This is a genomic window from Lysinibacillus sphaericus (assembly GCF_001629735.1).
GTDB lineage: Bacteria > Bacillota > Bacilli > Bacillales_A > Planococcaceae > Lysinibacillus > Lysinibacillus pinottii.
The window spans coordinates 3,469,577-3,486,284 of sequence record NZ_CP015224.1 but is presented as its reverse complement, the minus strand read 5'-3'; the positions used below and the strand labels follow the sequence as shown (position 1 = coordinate 3,486,284).

Annotated in this window: 15 protein-coding genes and 1 riboswitch; of the genes, 14 read left to right on the top strand and 1 reads right to left on the bottom strand. The window is 36.9% G+C overall.

Annotated elements, in window-relative coordinates; genetic code table 11:
* The first annotated feature begins 139 nt into the window (after positions 1-139).
* Complete coding sequence (locus A2J09_RS17075; RefSeq protein WP_036162384.1) at positions 140-2,128, top strand: ABC1 kinase family protein; 1,989 nt, start codon at positions 140-142, stop codon at positions 2,126-2,128.
* Positions 2,129-2,476: 348 nt separating this feature from the next.
* Positions 2,477-3,613: a C40 family peptidase gene (locus tag A2J09_RS17070; protein ID WP_012295877.1), complete on the top strand. Its 1,137-nt coding sequence runs from the start codon at positions 2,477-2,479 to the stop codon at positions 3,611-3,613.
* An 84-nt stretch (positions 3,614-3,697) separates the two neighbouring features.
* Here the strand turns inward: A2J09_RS17070 and ytvI are convergent, their stop codons facing one another.
* Positions 3,698-4,756, bottom strand: a complete 1,059-nt coding sequence (gene ytvI / locus A2J09_RS17065) for a sporulation integral membrane protein YtvI (protein WP_012295876.1) — start codon at positions 4,754-4,756, stop codon at positions 3,698-3,700.
* A gap of 90 nt (positions 4,757-4,846) precedes the next feature.
* On the opposite strand from ytvI, the gene A2J09_RS17060 reads away from it, so the two are divergent.
* The 12 genes from A2J09_RS17060 (at position 4,847) to A2J09_RS17005 (ending at position 16,547) form a co-directional block, all read left to right on the top strand.
* Complete coding sequence (locus A2J09_RS17060) at positions 4,847-5,398, top strand: hypothetical protein (RefSeq protein WP_012295875.1); 552 nt, start codon at positions 4,847-4,849, stop codon at positions 5,396-5,398.
* An 86-nt stretch (positions 5,399-5,484) separates the two neighbouring features.
* Positions 5,485-6,030 (top strand): glutathione peroxidase, encoded by a 546-nt coding sequence (locus tag A2J09_RS17055; RefSeq protein WP_012295874.1) that lies wholly within the window; start codon positions 5,485-5,487, stop codon positions 6,028-6,030.
* A 102-nt stretch (positions 6,031-6,132) separates the two neighbouring features.
* Positions 6,133-6,333: riboswitch (cobalamin riboswitch) on the top strand.
* Between the two features lie 163 nt (positions 6,334-6,496).
* Entirely contained in the window at positions 6,497-7,054 is a 558-nt protein-coding gene (locus tag A2J09_RS17050; RefSeq protein WP_031416569.1) for a hypothetical protein, read from the top strand.
* Positions 7,038-7,988 (top strand): ABC transporter substrate-binding protein, encoded by a 951-nt coding sequence (locus A2J09_RS17045; RefSeq protein ID WP_012295872.1) that lies wholly within the window; start codon positions 7,038-7,040, stop codon positions 7,986-7,988. The genes A2J09_RS17050 and A2J09_RS17045 overlap by 17 nt, the downstream gene beginning before the upstream one ends.
* Positions 7,989-8,123: 135 nt before the next feature.
* Entirely contained in the window at positions 8,124-8,888 is a 765-nt protein-coding gene (locus tag A2J09_RS17040) for a tyrosine-protein phosphatase (protein WP_031416567.1), read from the top strand.
* 149 nt (positions 8,889-9,037) lie between these two features.
* A complete protein-coding gene (locus tag A2J09_RS17035; protein WP_012295870.1) occupies positions 9,038-10,393 on the top strand; it encodes an MATE family efflux transporter in 1,356 nt (451 codons plus the stop codon).
* Positions 10,394-10,395: 2 nt separating this feature from the next.
* Positions 10,396-11,229, top strand: coding sequence for a putative RNA methyltransferase (locus A2J09_RS17030; RefSeq protein WP_012295869.1), 834 nt, complete (start codon positions 10,396-10,398; stop codon positions 11,227-11,229).
* A gap of 79 nt (positions 11,230-11,308) precedes the next feature.
* Positions 11,309-11,911 (top strand): lysophospholipid acyltransferase family protein, encoded by a 603-nt coding sequence (locus A2J09_RS17025; RefSeq protein WP_012295868.1) that lies wholly within the window; start codon positions 11,309-11,311, stop codon positions 11,909-11,911.
* A gap of 61 nt (positions 11,912-11,972) precedes the next feature.
* The gene (locus A2J09_RS17020; RefSeq protein WP_036162380.1) at positions 11,973-12,434 is read left to right on the top strand and encodes a low molecular weight protein-tyrosine-phosphatase; all 462 of its coding nucleotides are present in this window, start codon (positions 11,973-11,975) and stop codon (positions 12,432-12,434) included.
* A 201-nt stretch (positions 12,435-12,635) separates the two neighbouring features.
* Positions 12,636-13,355, top strand: coding sequence for a YebC/PmpR family DNA-binding transcriptional regulator (locus A2J09_RS17015; RefSeq protein ID WP_031416559.1), 720 nt, complete (start codon positions 12,636-12,638; stop codon positions 13,353-13,355).
* Positions 13,356-13,426: 71 nt separating this feature from the next.
* On the top strand, positions 13,427-14,722 hold the full coding sequence (locus tag A2J09_RS17010; protein ID WP_036162377.1) for an arsenic transporter: 1,296 nt from the start codon (positions 13,427-13,429) through the stop codon (positions 14,720-14,722).
* Between the two features lie 76 nt (positions 14,723-14,798).
* Positions 14,799-16,547 carry a methyl-accepting chemotaxis protein gene (locus A2J09_RS17005; RefSeq protein WP_036162376.1) on the top strand — a complete coding sequence of 583 codons (1,749 nt, stop codon included), beginning with the start codon at positions 14,799-14,801 and terminating at the stop codon, positions 16,545-16,547.
* Positions 16,548-16,708 lie beyond the last annotated feature (161 nt).

The window sequence follows — 16,708 nt, the reverse complement described above, 5'->3', positions numbered from 1 at the left end:
ATAATATACCCCAAAAGGTATTTTATCAAGTTAATAACTTAACAAATTTCCTTAGGTGTACCTTGTGACAGCAAGTTGATGTATAAATTTGCTATACTTACAGTAGTAGGAAATGGGACTGATATGGGAGGTGACGCTGTTGATTTTTTTGAAGTTTTTGTTCCAAATCATGATAGTATCGGGTTTGATTTATATTGTGAGCGGACGATTAATTGGCTCAAATATCAATTTTGTGCGAAGAGTGCTTTCAGTCGTTATTAGTGTGACATTAACCTCTTTTGTTTACTGGTACTCTTATTTGCGTCATACAGATTTTTTGTCTGAAACAATGATGCAAACAGTGACAGAGGTCAGCACATTAATTTGGATAGGGAGTATGCTACTCATTTCTATGTTGCTGTATTTGGTTTTTGAGCTCTTTGATCCAAGTGGCATAACAACGGGAGATCGCAGAAATGGCCAAAAATCTTTGCTATTACGACTGCGTAGCTATTGGCGACAGCAGAAACGATTGCGACAAGTTTTAAAAATTGCTGTTACAAACGGTGTCGTACAAACGATTAAATATGCAAGGCAACGTGAAAACGAAAAAGAGCTGGCGATTGCATTGCGAGCAACATTAGAGCAATGTGGTGGGATATTCATTAAATTTGGACAAGTACTATCTACGCGTAAAGAATTATTTTCACCCATCTTTATAGATGAGCTAGAAAGGCTACAGCATCGTGTGAAGCCTTTACCAGTAGAGCAAGTAACAGATATTTTAGAGGGCTCACTTCCTCAACCTATGGATGAAGTATTTAGTCAATTTCAAATGGAGCCCATTGCAGCGGCCTCAATCGGTCAGGTGCACAAGGCCCGACTAAAAAATTATGAAGATGTTGTCGTCAAGCTTCTGCGTCCTGAAGTAAAAGGGATTATGCGCGATGATCTTGAAATATTAGAGGAATTTGCAAATTGGCTTTCATCTAAATCTACATGGGCAGAGTCACTAGGCTTTCGTGAGCTTGCTGGTGGATTTGCAGATGGGCTACGTGAGGAGATTCATTTAGATATTGAGGTACGTAATACGCTACAGGTAAAGAACGCATTAGCTAAAAGTGATTATAAGGTCCGGATTCCGAAAATTTATACAGCTTACAGTAATGAAAATATTATTGTGATGGAATATATTCGTGGACATAGTGTGGCGGATGGGGGAGCTGAATTCAATCGTCTGTCCATTGATCGCAGACGATTTGCTAGAACGGTATTATATTCTTTTTTCGAACAGATGCTTTTTTCAGGTATTTTTCATGCTGATCCTCATCCTGGAAATATTCACATTGATGAGAAGGATGGTACACCCGTATTGCTCGATTTTGGAGCAGTTGGAAGATTGGGGGCCACACAACAAGAGGGTTTAAAGCTATTCTTGATGGGTATTCAGCTCAACGACTCCAGCGTTTTGTACGATGGCTTAACACTATTAGTGGAAAATGCGGATCATGCGGAACGCGCAAGAATGGAACAAGCAATTGATCAAATTTTACTAAAAATCTCATATGTAGATCGCATACCAACAGAAGAATTAATACATGCTTTATTTACCGTGGTGCGGGATTTTGGACTTGCCTTTTACCCTGCGGTAGGTTTAGCACTCCGCTCATTGGTGACATTAGATGGAACATTAAGGGTAATTGATCCACGTTTTGATATTTTTACGGAAGCTAAAGATTTTTCTGCTACATATATGCGTGCTTCTTTCCTAAAGCCATTTAAAGAACCTATGGCTACAAAAGAACGGTTGCAAGAGGAATTATCCATGCTGATACCAACTTTGCGTAAAATGCCAAGAAGAGTGGATCAACTAATTCAGCGTGTAGAAAGTGGGAAAATTATTTTACATCACGATATATTTTCTGATGAACATAATGCCCGATTCATCACCCATTTGTTTTCACGATTTGTACTGCTTTTAGTAGGGATTACATTTGGAATTATATCTGTTGCCCTTTTGGCAATCTCACAATTTATTCATGATTCTTATGCAGTGTACCTAAACACTGCTGCTTATTTAGGGTTATTTTTATGTGCAATTTTGTTAGTAAGGTTATCAATACAGGCATTGCGTTCCATGAAACAGTAGGTAGGGATCAATTCCCTGCCTCTTTTTTTTGAAACATTTCTGAGTAATATTACAAAAACATTACAAAGTAGATCGTGGGACTAATGTCGAATTAGCTAAAAACAGATGTATGTAGAATAAATAAGTGCGTTGTAGAATAATTGGTATTTTACGCGAATGTTACAGAAATGTTTCGAGTTTTACTAATGTATTAAATAGATAGGAAATAGTATAAAAGTTATGCTGGAAATGCTAAACTTTAAAAGGCTAAAACAAATATATAAGAACAAATGATTAAATATAGAATCGTTCAACAGATTACATAGAGTATTCAGAGCGAAATTGATAAATGAAGGGAAATGAAGGTACGTGGGTAAGCGCAATAAATGGCGTAAGTCGATGGTGCTAGCTTTAGCACTAGCAGGCGGCTTATTATTTAATACAATTCAACCAACAGAAGTACATGCTGAAGAAACTTCTCAACAAATGATTGAGAAAAAGGCTGAAATAGATGCACAGGTTAAAAAATTACAAGAAGAACTAACGAAATTACAACAAGAGATCGACGAAAAAGTAAAAGTATTTAAACAAGTACAAGCGGAAATTAAAGAAGTGGATGCTAGTATTGTTGAAACAAAAAAACGTATTGAGCAACGTTCTAAAATCTTAAGTGAACGTATGGCTGCATACCAAGCACAAGACAACACAGTCGGTGTTTATTTAAATGTAGTTCTTGAAGCAAAAAGCTTTGCCGATTTAATGGACCGTGTCGTAGCGGTTAAAACATTAATGGATGCGGACCAAGAATTAGTGGATCAACAAGAAGCTGACAAAGCGAGCTTAGAGCAACAAAAAGCTACATTAGATGAAAAACAAAAAGAGCTTCAAAAACAATTCCAAGAGCTTCAACAAAAAGAAAGCGAAATGGAAGTGAAAAAGGCTGAAAATGAAGCAAAATCATTAGCCTTAAAAGCTCAAATTGCTACAAAACAGGAAGAAGAGCGTTTAGAAGCAGAACGTAAGGCAGCAGAAGAGGAAGCGGCTCGTTTACGTGCTCTTCAAGCAGCAACACCAGTAGTACAAGCTACTCAAAATAACGGTGATGGTGAACAACCACAAAAAATTATCGTTGGTTCAGGCGCTGGTACTGCCTCTTCAGGTGATGCAATTTCTACAGCAAAACAATTCCTTGGTCGTCCATATGTATGGGGTGGTAATAATCCAACTTCAGGGTTTGACTGTTCTGGTCTTGTACAATGGTCTTACAAACAAGCAGGCGTTTCTTTACCACGTACTGCATCACAACAATATTTAGCAACACAACGTATTTCTGCTGGTGAAGCACGTGTTGGTGACTTAGTATTCTTTAGCTATGGCTCAGGTGTAGCGCATGTAGGTATCTACTTAGGTAACAACACAATGATTGATGCTCAAAATAATGGTGTTGTCATTGAATCACTTGATTGGTGGAATCAATATTTAGTAGGCTTTGGTCGAATTCAATAAGCCACCATATTATATAGACGATTAACTTGATAAAAAGGTCATCTTTGTAAAGAAAAAATACAAAGATGACCTTTTTTATTGGGATTAAATTTTAAAGTTCACTTTAATGATGCCTGTTTCCTTCAAGGCGATAAAGAAAATAATGACAAAGGGTCCAATAAGCAAACCGATAATTCCAAATAACTGTAGACCAATAAACATAGCAATTAATGTTGGTAAAGTTGATAAACCGATATGGTCTCCCATTAGTTTAGGCTCGACTACACGACGAATAATGAGTAAAATAGCAGCTAAGATGAATAATTTTACAGCAATAGCTGTGTTTCCCATTAAAAGGTGATAAAACCCCCACGGTGCTAGAATAATGATGGAGCCTAAAAAAGGGACTATATCTATCAGCCAAATAATAATAGTCATCGTTATGGCGTATTTCGGCTGGATTAATAAAAGTCCAACAAGTGTAACGCCTCCAATAATGAAGCTTACAAATAAATGTGCTTTCATATAGCCTAATGTTGCATCCTTTAAACGGTTTAAAATAATTTTTATTTTCTTTGCTGTATTAGGCTTTAAATACTTATAAGTAATGCGCTTCAATTTTGGCAGATCAAGCATAAATAGGAATAGGGCAATCATATAGACGAGAAGACTGATAAATAGCCTTGGAATCTCTGAAAAGAAGGCTGAAACTTTGCTATAATTAAAGAAACTTAAAAAAGTTTCTTCAATTTTCTTTATGAAATCCATTGTGGTTTTTTGAAGCGAAGTACTAACTTCAGGTGGAAAGTCTTCAGTGTATTTAGAAATATTTTCTTGCATATGAAGCCACATATCTGATAGCTTGGAAATATAATAGGGAGCTTGCTTAGACAATAAAATTATTTGCGTCATGATCTGTGTAATTGAAATATAGCAAATAATAGAAATTATAATGACACTCACTATGTATATAAAGGCAACTGCAATTTTTCGAGACATTTTCCAGCGCCTTTTAAAGAACATGACGATCGGTTCAAGGAAAAATGCGCTAATAGCTGCTAATATTAACGGCATAGATACAGGAATAATAAAATAAGCAGCTATAATTAGGGACAGAATCACTAGCAATCGAAAAATCAATTTCCTAGCATTAAATTTATTCATAAACTCACCTTCTTTGCGAAAAAAATTAAGTTAAGTGTACCATAAATAAAGTTTAATGACGTTCTGAAACAATAAAGGTAGGGATAAATTATGGAAAAAGAGATTTTGCAACTTTTTAATAATCTAACAGAGCGTAATCGAGATATACAATATGAATCTTACGAGGAACTGATGAAAATTCTGCAGGAGCCCGTAGATTGGACATATGCAGTGTGGGAACAGCTTGTACAAGCACTTACATATAAAAATGGCCATGCCCGTGCACTTGCCGCGCAAATTTTATGTGCTTTAGCTGCAAACAGTGATCCCGAAGAAAGAGTATTGGAAGATTTTTTAAAGATTTGGGCTGTGACCTATGATGATAAGCCTGTCACGGCAAGGCATACATTACAAGCTATTTGGAAAATTGGTTTAGCAGGCCAAGTACAAAGCGATTTAGTTGTATCTTTTTTAGCCAAGAGATTTCAAACTTGTTTAGATGAGAAGCATCCTACTCTCATTCGCTATGATATTATTGTATCCTTAAAAAAATTATATGATCATACGAGTGATTCTAAATTATTAGACATAGCACATCGATTAATTAATGAAGAGCAAAATGTTAAATATAAAAAGAAATATAAGTCAGCCATCCGTTCCTAGTAACGAGATGGTGTTTTTTGTGCAAACTCTTTGGTTATTGGAGAATAGTCAATTATAATATATAAAAAAACAAAAGGGGTTAGGGAATGAGCATTTATAATTATTTAGTACGAAAGCCGAATGGTGAAATTTTATCAATGGAAACATTTCGCGGTAAAACATTGCTAATAGTTAATACAGCTAATCAGTGCCGATTTACATATCAATTTGAAGACTTACAAAAAATGTACGATAAATATGGAAAAAATAATTTTGTCGTTCTAGGTTTTCCTTGCGATCAATTTGGCCACCAAAATCCAGAAGATGGAGAGGAAACTGCGCATCTTTGTAAAGTAAACTACGGAGTTACGTTCCCCATTTTTGAGCTTATCCAAGTAAATGGTGAGACGACACATCCTTTATTTAATTATTTAAAACATGAAGTCGATTTCCGTGAATTCGGGAAAGCAAGCATGCAGGAGAAAATGCTGGCTGAGGCGATCGTTCAATTTGCTCCAAGTTTCTTAGATGGTCGAAATATTCGCTGGAATTTTACTAAATTTTTAGTAGATGCAAGCGGAAAAACCGTAGCTCGCTTTGAGCCTACAGACTCACAGCTTGATATTGAGCAAGCAATTGAAAAAGTATTATAGTCGAGTAACTTTAATGCTATGATATCGCCTATAAAACGAGTATCCTTTTTGTACGTAACTATTTTTTCCTATCAATCTATGATAAACTGCATTACAAGTGAATTATTCTTGCAGAATAAAGGTGCTTGCTAGCATAATCGGGAATTCGGTAAAAGCCGAAGCTGTTTCCGCAACTGTAAGTACAGCCATTATAAAGATTAGCCACTGTTTCGTAGGAAATGGGAAGGTTCTTTATAGCTATTATATATTTCATATAATAGCATTGTACAAGCCAGGAGACCGACCTTTATTTGAACGTATAACAACTCTTCGGAAGCTAGGAGGATATACGGCAAATACATAGGCAGTGTCGTGTTTGTATGACAATCATTATGTTATTTTCGTCGTTCCTTTGCGTGAGGAGCGACGTTTTTTTATGTACTGAACAAGCGAGAATTTTCATTTGGAAAAATGGGGGGATAGTAGATTGAAAAAAGATGCACGTTATTCTTGTTATCCTTTTATGCGTGAGAGGGCTTCAACTGTCGATTTTGAGATTCGCACAGATAGTTTAACAACGCATATAGGGGTTGCACTAGCTGTAGTGAAGAAAGAGGATGTCCAGGCTGTTGCAGATGATTTAATGCAGATTTTACCTATGGCTTATCATGTTAATGGCTCTGTTCGTGGAAAGCTAGCAGTTACAGATGAAGATCTATCCTGGTTAAGTGCGCGCTATGATTTTTATGTTCGTCATGTGAAGGATGAGATTCAAAATTTTGTTTTACCTCAAGGAACAGAGGCGGCGGCTGCTCTACATCTTTGCCGTAGTGAGGCGAAAAAATCGTATCGAACTTTACACAAGGTTTCAGAAGAACAAGAGGTGCCGTCTATTCTCTTTGATTATTTAGGCTTATTAGCCAATGTATGTTTTGTAATGGCTGTCTATATGAATCAACAAGCCGGAATAGCTGAAATTCCGTTTATGAGTAAATCCTATCCAATGAAAAAGAAAAAGGTGAATAATAATGAAGAAACTATTTAATTTACACTGGCTATCGGTCTTATTGCTAGCGCTCGTTTTAGCAGGTTGTGGTACCGCGGGAGATACAAAAAATAAGGATGTGTCTCAAGATGAACAAAAGATTGAGCAAACAAGTTATAAAGTAACCGATGATCGTGGTGTGGAAATAGAGTTTAAGGAAGTGCCAAAAACAGTTGTGTCTTTACAACCTAGTAACACAGAAATTCTATTTGCACTAGGGGTTGGCGATAAAATTGTAGGTGCCACTGAATATGATACTTATCCAGAAGCAGCTCAAAAAATCGAACGTGTTTCTGATACTGTGAATTATAACAGTGAGCGAATTATAGCGTTAAAGCCAGATGTTGTGATTGCGTATACGATTGGTAAGAAGGATGCACTTAAGCCACTCGAAGATGCAGGAATTAAAGTGTTTGTTATTCAATCAGCGGCTACATTCGATGATGTATATGGAGATATCGAACAAATTGCTGCCGTTATGGATGTGAAGGATAAAGGAAAGGCATTAAACGAAGAAATTAAAGCAAAAATCGCTGATGTGAAAACAAAGGTTAAAGAAGTAAAAACACCCAAAAATGTTTATTTAGAGATTAGTCCAAAGCCAGAAATATATACAGCAGGCTCTAGCACTTTCCAACAAGAAATACTAAATACGGCAAATGTAAAGAATGTGTTTGCAGATTTAAATGGCTGGAAGCTAGTATCTGAGGAAGATGTTATTGCGAGAAATCCAGACGTCATTTTAACAACAGTCAACTATACAGAAAATCCAATTGGAGAAATCCTTGCTCGTGATGGGTGGAATACGGTATCAGCTATTCAAAATAAGGCAGTTCAACCCCTTGACACAGATATCTCAAATCGCCCAGGTCCGCGTATCGGTGAAGCAGTTGAGCTAGTTGTTAAAGCTGTGTATCCAGAGTTATATAAATAAGATCGTAGAAAATGCTAGTTGTTTATTACAGCTAGCATTTTTTATTTTATTACCTAGTGTGAAAATTGGTATTCATGTAGTTTGTTCGATAGAATAAAGATAAGAACACTTATTAATATAGGGAGGTGTAGTTCAGTGAAGCAAGTACAAAAAAATATTTCGTTTGAGGCCGTTTATAATTTCCGAGATATGGGGGGGTATCAAACGAGAGATGGGCGTGTTATAAGGGAGGGCTTATTTTATCGCTCCGCCGCACTTGGTAAAATGACATCGACAGATAAAGAATTATTTGAAACATTAGGTATTAAAACAATTTTTGATTATCGTGACACGAATGAAGTACAACATAACCCTAATCCTGTATTTCCACAAACTCGATATATTCAAATCCCGGCGAAGGGAAAGCATGCTTTTGAAATGCCAACAAATACAGGTGGTAGAGAGTTTTATAAAGTAGTTAACGCTGATATGTTCAAGGACTTTTATGCACAAATGCCTTTCCATAATCCCTCTTTTAAGGAATTAATGTTGACGATACAAAACCCTGATAATTTAGGACTAGTCCATCATTGCGCAGTTGGAAAAGACCGAACAGGAATTGGCGGAGCTCTTATTTTATTGGCTTTAGATGTACCTGAGGAAACTATTATGGAAGATTATTTAGATACGAATATCCATTTGCGTCCCATGGTAGAAAGAATGGCTCAAACGATTGAGCACCAATATAACGAACAAGAATTACAGCAATTTTATGCTTTAATGTCTGCTCGTGAAGACTACTTACAGGCAGCACTTGACGCTATGGATCATCGTTATGGCTCAAAGACAGCCTTTTTGGAGCAGGAGTTTGGCCTAACAGCCGATAAGCGTGAGCAATTACAGTCCTTTTGCTTAATTTAAATAAAAACCCTTTCACAAATTTAGTGAGAGGGATTTTTTATGTGGAAGCGCTGTCTTCCTATAAATCTCTTTACAGTCTGAAATTTTATGATAAGATACAATAGATTTTTAAGAAAAGTGTAGGAGAAGTGAAGGTATTGGCAGACACAATGAAAGGAACGAATAAGTTAAGTCTATTCCATTTAACATGGCCTATCTTTTTAGAAGTATTTTTATTTATGTTAATGGGACTAGCCGATACTTTTATGCTTAGTGCTCTATCAGATAATGCTGTATCAGGGGTTGGTGCAGCAAATCAATATATTCATATCGCTATTTTAATTCTTGAGGTAGTCGGCAATGGTGCGTCCATCGTTGTATCACAATATTTAGGTTCAAAACGTTTTTTTGAGGCAGCGAAAATATCCGCTCTAGCAGTCACAATGAATTTGGCAGTTGGACTTATAATGAGTGTTCTATTTTTCTTCTTTGCTAGTCATTTAATGTCGATGATGAACTTGCAAGGTGAAGTACTCCATTATGCTCAAAGTTATTTAGTTATTATTGGGAGTTTTATTTTCCTTCAAGCAATCATTAATGCACTTGCAGCAATTATTCGTGTTCATGGTTGGACGAAGCAGACGATGTATGTATCACTTGGCATGAATGTACTGCATGTTGTACTTAATTACGGCTTAATCTTTGGAAATTTCGGATTACCAGAGCTTGGTGTAAAAGGTGCAGCCATATCCTCAGTGATTAGTAGAGGATTAGCGATGCTCGTATTTTTCTGGTTGCTTTATCAAGTGATGGAAGTACGAGTAAAGCTACATTACTACTTCGAATATTCTAAGGAATATGTAAGAAAAATTTTAAACATTGGTTTACCGTCTGCCTTTGAGCAGGTTCTTTATCAGTTTTGCCAGATCATATTTTTATATTATGCCACATATTTAGGGGCAGAAACTTTGGCGGCGAGACAATATGCTATGAACATATCTATGTTCACCTATTTATTCGCTATTGCCATTGGGACAGGAACGGCCATCATTATCGGCAGGCATGTAGGTGCTGGAGAAAAGGACGAGGCTTATCATCAACTATGGAAAAGTGTCCGAGCAGCATTTATTTTTACCATTATTATGGTTGGTGTAGTGACCATTTTCCGCAAGCAGCTTATGCATATTTTTACAGATAACCCTGAGGTCATAGCTATCGGAGCATCTGTTTTGGCGTTAAGTATAGTGCTAGAGACTGGTCGAACGATGAACATAGTCGTCATTAACTCCTTACGTGCCTCAGGAGACGCAAGGTTCCCTGTTAAAATCGGTTTTTTGTCGATGGTTTGCATGAGCCTCCCATTAGGTTACTTTTTTGTATTCGTCCTCGATTGGGGTTTGGTAGGTATTTGGTTAGCTATCTCTGCAGATGAATGGGTAAGGGCAATTATTGTATACTTTAGATGGAAAAGCCGAAAATGGGAGCGTTTCGCCCTCATTTCACCGAATGAACAGAAGGAGGAGTAGCAATGGGAGCACTATCTAAACGTGCAATAGGAGCAGCATTGATAGATCAATATATCACACTTTTTGCATGCCCTTTATGTCAGCAATCCATGCACGTCTATGAGCAGGGGAGACTCGTTTGTTCTGCCAATCACTCGTTTGATATTGCCAAGCAGGGCTATATCAACATGCTGACACAGGGCTCTACTTCTAAATATAGTAAGGATCTTTTTGAATCTCGTAAGGCTGTTATTGATAGCGGGGTTTATGATATTGTAGAAGCAAAGATTGGGGAGCTTATTAATTCTGCGAATACAGTGCTCGATACAGGTTGTGGAGAGGGATCGCATTTAGCCCGAATTATGAATGAGAAAAAGAATGGAGTAGGCATTGGTATTGATATAGCTAAAGAGGGAATTTTGGCTGCGGCACGTCATTATCCACAGCAAATTTGGTCTGTTGGCGATTTAGCGAAGAGTCCTTTTTCGCAAGGCAGCTTTGACGCTATTTTAAATATTTTATCGCCAGCAAATTATCAAGAATTTAAAAGGCTTCTTGCGCCTAATGGCTGTATTGTAAAGGTGGTGCCACAAAGCGGCTATTTACAGGAGCTGCGTGCTCAATTATATGCAGATTCGAGCAAGGAAACATATTCTAATGAACAAATTGTTGCTCGTTTCCAAGATAGTTTTGGAGAAGTGAATGTAGAACGTGTTACCTATACGTTGCCACTCGCTAAGGAGCTTGTACCTGCACTACTGGAGATGACACCGATGGGCTGGCATAAAAAAAATGAGACAGATATTGTTTTAAATGAAATTACGATTGATGTAGATCTATTGGTTGGAAAGGTGTAAGATGGTCACCTACAATTGCAGTATACGGATCTTTTCGATTACAATGGGAATAACTATTGAATAAGGTAGGAATGTAACAGTGTATAAATTAGTAGCAAATATTGTTAAAGTAATATTAAAACTAATGGGTTCGAAAGCTCGTGTATATGGAGAAGAAAACTTGCCAAAAGAAGGTGGATATATTATAGCTTGTACGCATACAGGCTATGTAGATATTTTAAACCTCGGCGTTGCCATGTACCCTCAGGAAATTCACTTTATGGCAAAGAAGCAATTATTTGAAATGAAGGGTCTTGGTTGGCTTATTGAACATTTAAATGCCTTCCCAGTGGACCGTGATAATCCTGGTCCAAGTGTTATTAAAATTCCTTCACAGTTATTGAAGGAGGGAAAAGTAGTTGGGATATTCCCATCTGGAACACGAAATGCGGAGGGAACGGACTTAAAGCAAGGAGCCATTACAATTGCTCAACTGGCAAAGGCGCAAATTGTTCCAGCTGCTTACGTTGGTGCACGTAATGTAGGAGATGTCATGAAGCGTAATAAAGGCTATTTAATTTATGGCGAGCCGTTTTATGTGACAGGTAAAGGAAAAGAAGGGCGCGAGCAATTCACTCAACACCTGGAACGTGAACTGGTCGCTTTAACAGAAGAATTACAAAATCGTATTGCAGTAAAATAAAATGAAATGGCACTCAGAATCACATTGATTTTGGGTGCTTTGTTGTAGGAGGATAATCGTAATGATACAAGTACTTTTCGTTTGCTTAGGCAATATTTGTCGTTCGCCAATGGCGGAGGCAGTTATGCGAGAGCTAGTGAGAAAAGAATGTTTAGACGATAAAATTATTGTGGACTCTGCGGCTACAAGCTCATGGCATATTGATGAACCTCCTCACCAAGGCACACAGGATAAGCTTAGAGAATACGGTATTTCTACAACGGGAATGCTAGGTAGACAGCTACAAAAGTCTGATTTAGAAAAATTCACATACATTATTGGTATGGATGAAAGTAATATTCGTAATATCTGGACGATATTGGGGAATCCGTCTTCACCAAAGGTTTTTCGTTTTTTAGATTTAACAGAACATCGAAAAGATGTTCCTGATCCTTATTACACAGGGGATTTTCAAGAAACCTATGATTTAGTGCTAGAAGGCTGTACGGCATTGCTAGAAAAAATTAAAGAGGAATTGTTATAGAAGGATGCTAAATAGCGTAAATTTTTACAGCAATTGCTACAGAAAAAATAAGCATAAACATTGGTATATCTAGCTTTGTAAGCATCATTATGTTATTATTTGCAGAGTAAAGATACGATAAGTATTTAATTACCATTTTAAGATGTGCAACTGCATATCTATCATTTTTATAAATCTATCCTTTGAAAGAGAGTGGAAACAATGGGTCGTAAGTGGAATAACATTAAAGAAAAGAAAGCGTCTAAAGATCAAAGCACTAGCCGTATCAATGCTAAATTCGGGCGAGAAATTTATGTGGCAGCTAAATCAGGCGAACCAGATCCAGAGTCAAACCGTGCACTTAAAGTGGTGCTTGAACGTGCAAAAACATATAGTGTTCCTAAACATATTATAGAAAAAGCCATCGATAAAGCAAAAGGTGGCGGTGACGAAAATTTTGATGAATTACGTTATGAAGGTTTTGGTCCAGCCGGCACAATGATTATCGTAGATGCTTTAACAAACAATGTAAATCGTACAGCATCTGATGTACGCGCAGCATTTGGTAAGAATAACGGGAATATGGGTGTTAGTGGATCTGTCGCTTATATGTTCGATTCTACTGCAGTTATCGGTATAGAAGGTAAAACAGCTGATGAAGTACTAGAAATTTTAATGGAAGCAGATGTAGATGCTCGTGATATTCTGGAAGAAGAGGAAGCGGTTATTATTTATGCAGAACCGGACCAATTTTTTGCCACACAAGAAGCATTAAAGGCTGCTGGCATACAAGAATTCACTGTAGCTGAGCTTTCTATGCTACCACAAACGGAAGTAACATTAACTGGCGATGATGTTGCAAAATTTGAAAAATTAATCGATGCATTAGAAGATTTAGAAGATGTACAAAATGTCTTCCATAATGCTGATTTAGGCGAATAATCCAATATATTTATTTATCGAGTAAACCAGTAGCACATAAAGCTACTGGTTTTTATTTAGGGGGTAAAACCATGCAGACTGCATTAGCGATTATTTTGTTTTTAGTGACTTTATTTTTTGTTATTGTACAGCCACGTAAAATATCAATTGGTTGGTCAGCCTGTATAGGAGCTGCCATTGCACTGATAATTGGGGTAGTTACATGGCAGGATGTTCTAGAAGTAACAGGAATTGTTTGGAATGCAACATTATCATTCATTGGTATTATTTTAATTTCACTTATTTTAGATGAAATTGGCTTTTTTGAATGGGCTGCACTTCATATGGCACAACTTGCTAAAGGGAGTGGTTTACGTTTATTTGTTTATATTGCTTGCTTAGGTGCAATAGTATCAGCGCTATTCGCGAACGATGGGGCGGCATTAATATTAACACCCATTGTTTTAGCGATGGTTAGAAAACTGAATTTGACTGAAAAAATGATTTTTCCATTTATTATTGCTAGTGGCTTTATAGCAGATACAACATCCTTACCTTTTGTTATTAGTAATTTAACAAATATTGTATCAGCAGATTTTTTTGAGATAGGCTTTAAGGATTATGCAATTCATATGGTGGTACCTAATTTCATTTCTTTAATAGCAAGTATAGCTGTACTTTATTTAGTTTTTCGTCGTTCTATACCACAGTTCTATTCTCTTGAGGCAGTTGAACAACCAAAACAGGCGATTAGAGACACGAAATTATTTTCGATATCTTGGTATGTAATAGTAATTTTACTAGTGGGATTTGTAATCGGCGAAATGTTCCACGTTCCAGTGTCATTTATTTTATGTAGTGTAGCAGCTGTTTTTTTATGGTTGGCAAACCGTAGTGCTTTTGTAGATACAAAGAGAGTTATCAAAGGGGCGCCGTGGAATATAGTGTTCTTTTCCATTGGCATGTATGTGGTAGTCTATGGCCTGAAAAATGTGGGGATGACAGGTATGCTAGCTAGTTTACTAGAACATGCTGTACAGCAAGGATTTGTACTAGCGACCATTACTATGGGTTTTGTAGCAGCCGTTTTATCAGCAGTCATGAACAATCTTCCAACTGTCATGATTAATGCACTAGCGATTTCTGAAACTAGCGCAACAGGCATGATGAAGGAGGGACTCATTTATGCCAATATAATTGGCACTAATTTAGGCCCAAAGATGACGCCAATCGGCTCACTTGCGACATTAATATGGCTTCATATTTTAGCTCAAAAAGGGATTAAAATTAGCTGGGGGCAGTATTTTAAATTCGGCATGATTCTTACCATTCCAACATTATTCGCTGCTTTAATTGCTTTAGTCATTTGGTTATCGTTATTAGCATAGTTTTATTGTCGAAATAGTGAAAATAATAGTACAATAGTAAATAGATTAACTTAGTAGTATGTTAAAGGAGGTAACTATGCGAGCAACAGGTAAATTAAGTAATAGAATTGTGTTAATGTCATTTGTGATGTTAGTAGCTTTGTTAGCATTTTTTATTGTCACAACAATCTATACAGCGAAATCATCTGTCAATAAAACAATGGGGGCACAGGCTGTCGCAGTAGCAGAAAACATTGCGAAACATTTAAACCCAGAGGAGTACGAACAATTATCTAAGGACCCAAGGGAATCCAAATTATATTGGCAGCTAAGAGAAGAACTAAATGAATTACGTGAAGTAAATGGGGTCCTGTATGCCTATACTTTCGCTGTTCCACAGGAAGATAAAAAAGTTCGATTTTTAGTCGATGGTATGCCAGCGGACGACGAAGAAAATGCGGGGGTTATAGGAGAGGAGTCTGCTTCTACATTATATAAAGATATTGAAAAAGTAATGGATGCAGGGAGTTATTATTCTGATATTTTACATAGCGGTTTTGGGGATTATTTGTCTGGTACAGTACCATTAAAGGATGCATCAGGAAACATTGTGGCGTTTATAGGGGTAGATATAGAGGCTAACGAGGTAAGTGGTGTAGCAAATGCTGTACTGACAGCCATTTTGCCAGCATTAATTATAGTAATTTTAATTTTAACCGGAATTGTCATGCTTATAATGTACCGTTACATAAATCGAGCGCTTAAGCCATTAGCGAAATTAGGAGACGCAGTGACAAGTTTTGCACAAGGAGATATAGCGAAGGCATCAATGGAGGTTGAAAAAATCCAACTCAAAGGGAAAAATGAAATCTCTATTTTTGCCCAAGCCTTTCAGGAGGCCTTGCAAAAATTAAAAGAAACATTCCAAACCATTCAGCAACAAACATTCACCTTACAAAATGTGGTGAAAAAGATTGATGAAACTACACAACATGTTGAAACATCAAATGCTCAAATTGCTGATCGTATTGTTGAAATCGCTGCTGGCAGTGAGCAACAACAGCAAAATAATCAAGAAGTTGTATTAACGATGAATGAAATGTCGATTGGTATACAACGACTGGCCGATACAACTTCTGAGATTGCTGAGTCATCTTCAACAATGACAGGTCTAGTGGAAACAAGCGTGAATCATTCTCAAGAGGTCGTATCTCAAATTCAAAATGTGGAATCCTCTGTTTTACGAACGGCTAAACATGTTGAGGAAATGGGGGATAGATTCGGTTCAATTGAAGAGATGGTAACGATTATTACGAGCATTGCAGACCAAACCAACTTATTGGCATTAAATGCGGCAATAGAAGCGGCAAGAGCTGGAGAAGCGGGTAAGGGGTTTGCAGTTGTTGCAGATGAAGTGCGTAAGCTAGCTGAACTGTCTAAAGCATCTGCGGATGAAATACATACACATTTGAACAGCTTTAAGACCATTACAGAACGAGCATTACATGAAATGTCTGGAAGTTCCATAGATGTACAAGCAGGTAATAGGGCTGTACAACGTATCGGTGAAAGCCTAGAAAAAATATTAAAATCAGTTGTTGAGGTAAACAATAAAATTCAAGATGATTCTGCTGTTATTGAAGAAATGTCGGCAGGCTCTGAAGAAATATTAGCTACTACAGAGCAGATGAATGATATCGCTCAGCATAGTGTGCAAGGAACAAAAGAAGTAGCAATGGCTTCCGACTTACAAGTAACAATGGTTTCCGAACTAAATGAGGTTGTAGCAATGTTAGATCAAACATTTAAAGAGGTTACTAAAACAATTAATACGTTCAAATTATGATTATTATAAACTATTTTTCTATGAGGAAAAGTCTTGTAGATAAATAGTTTTTTTTATGGTATTTAATAGAAGAATAAAAAAGTATAAAGACGAAATAAACCAAATAACAAGAATTAATTTGCGTTTTATCCATTGCGGAAACTTCCAAATCATAACATAAT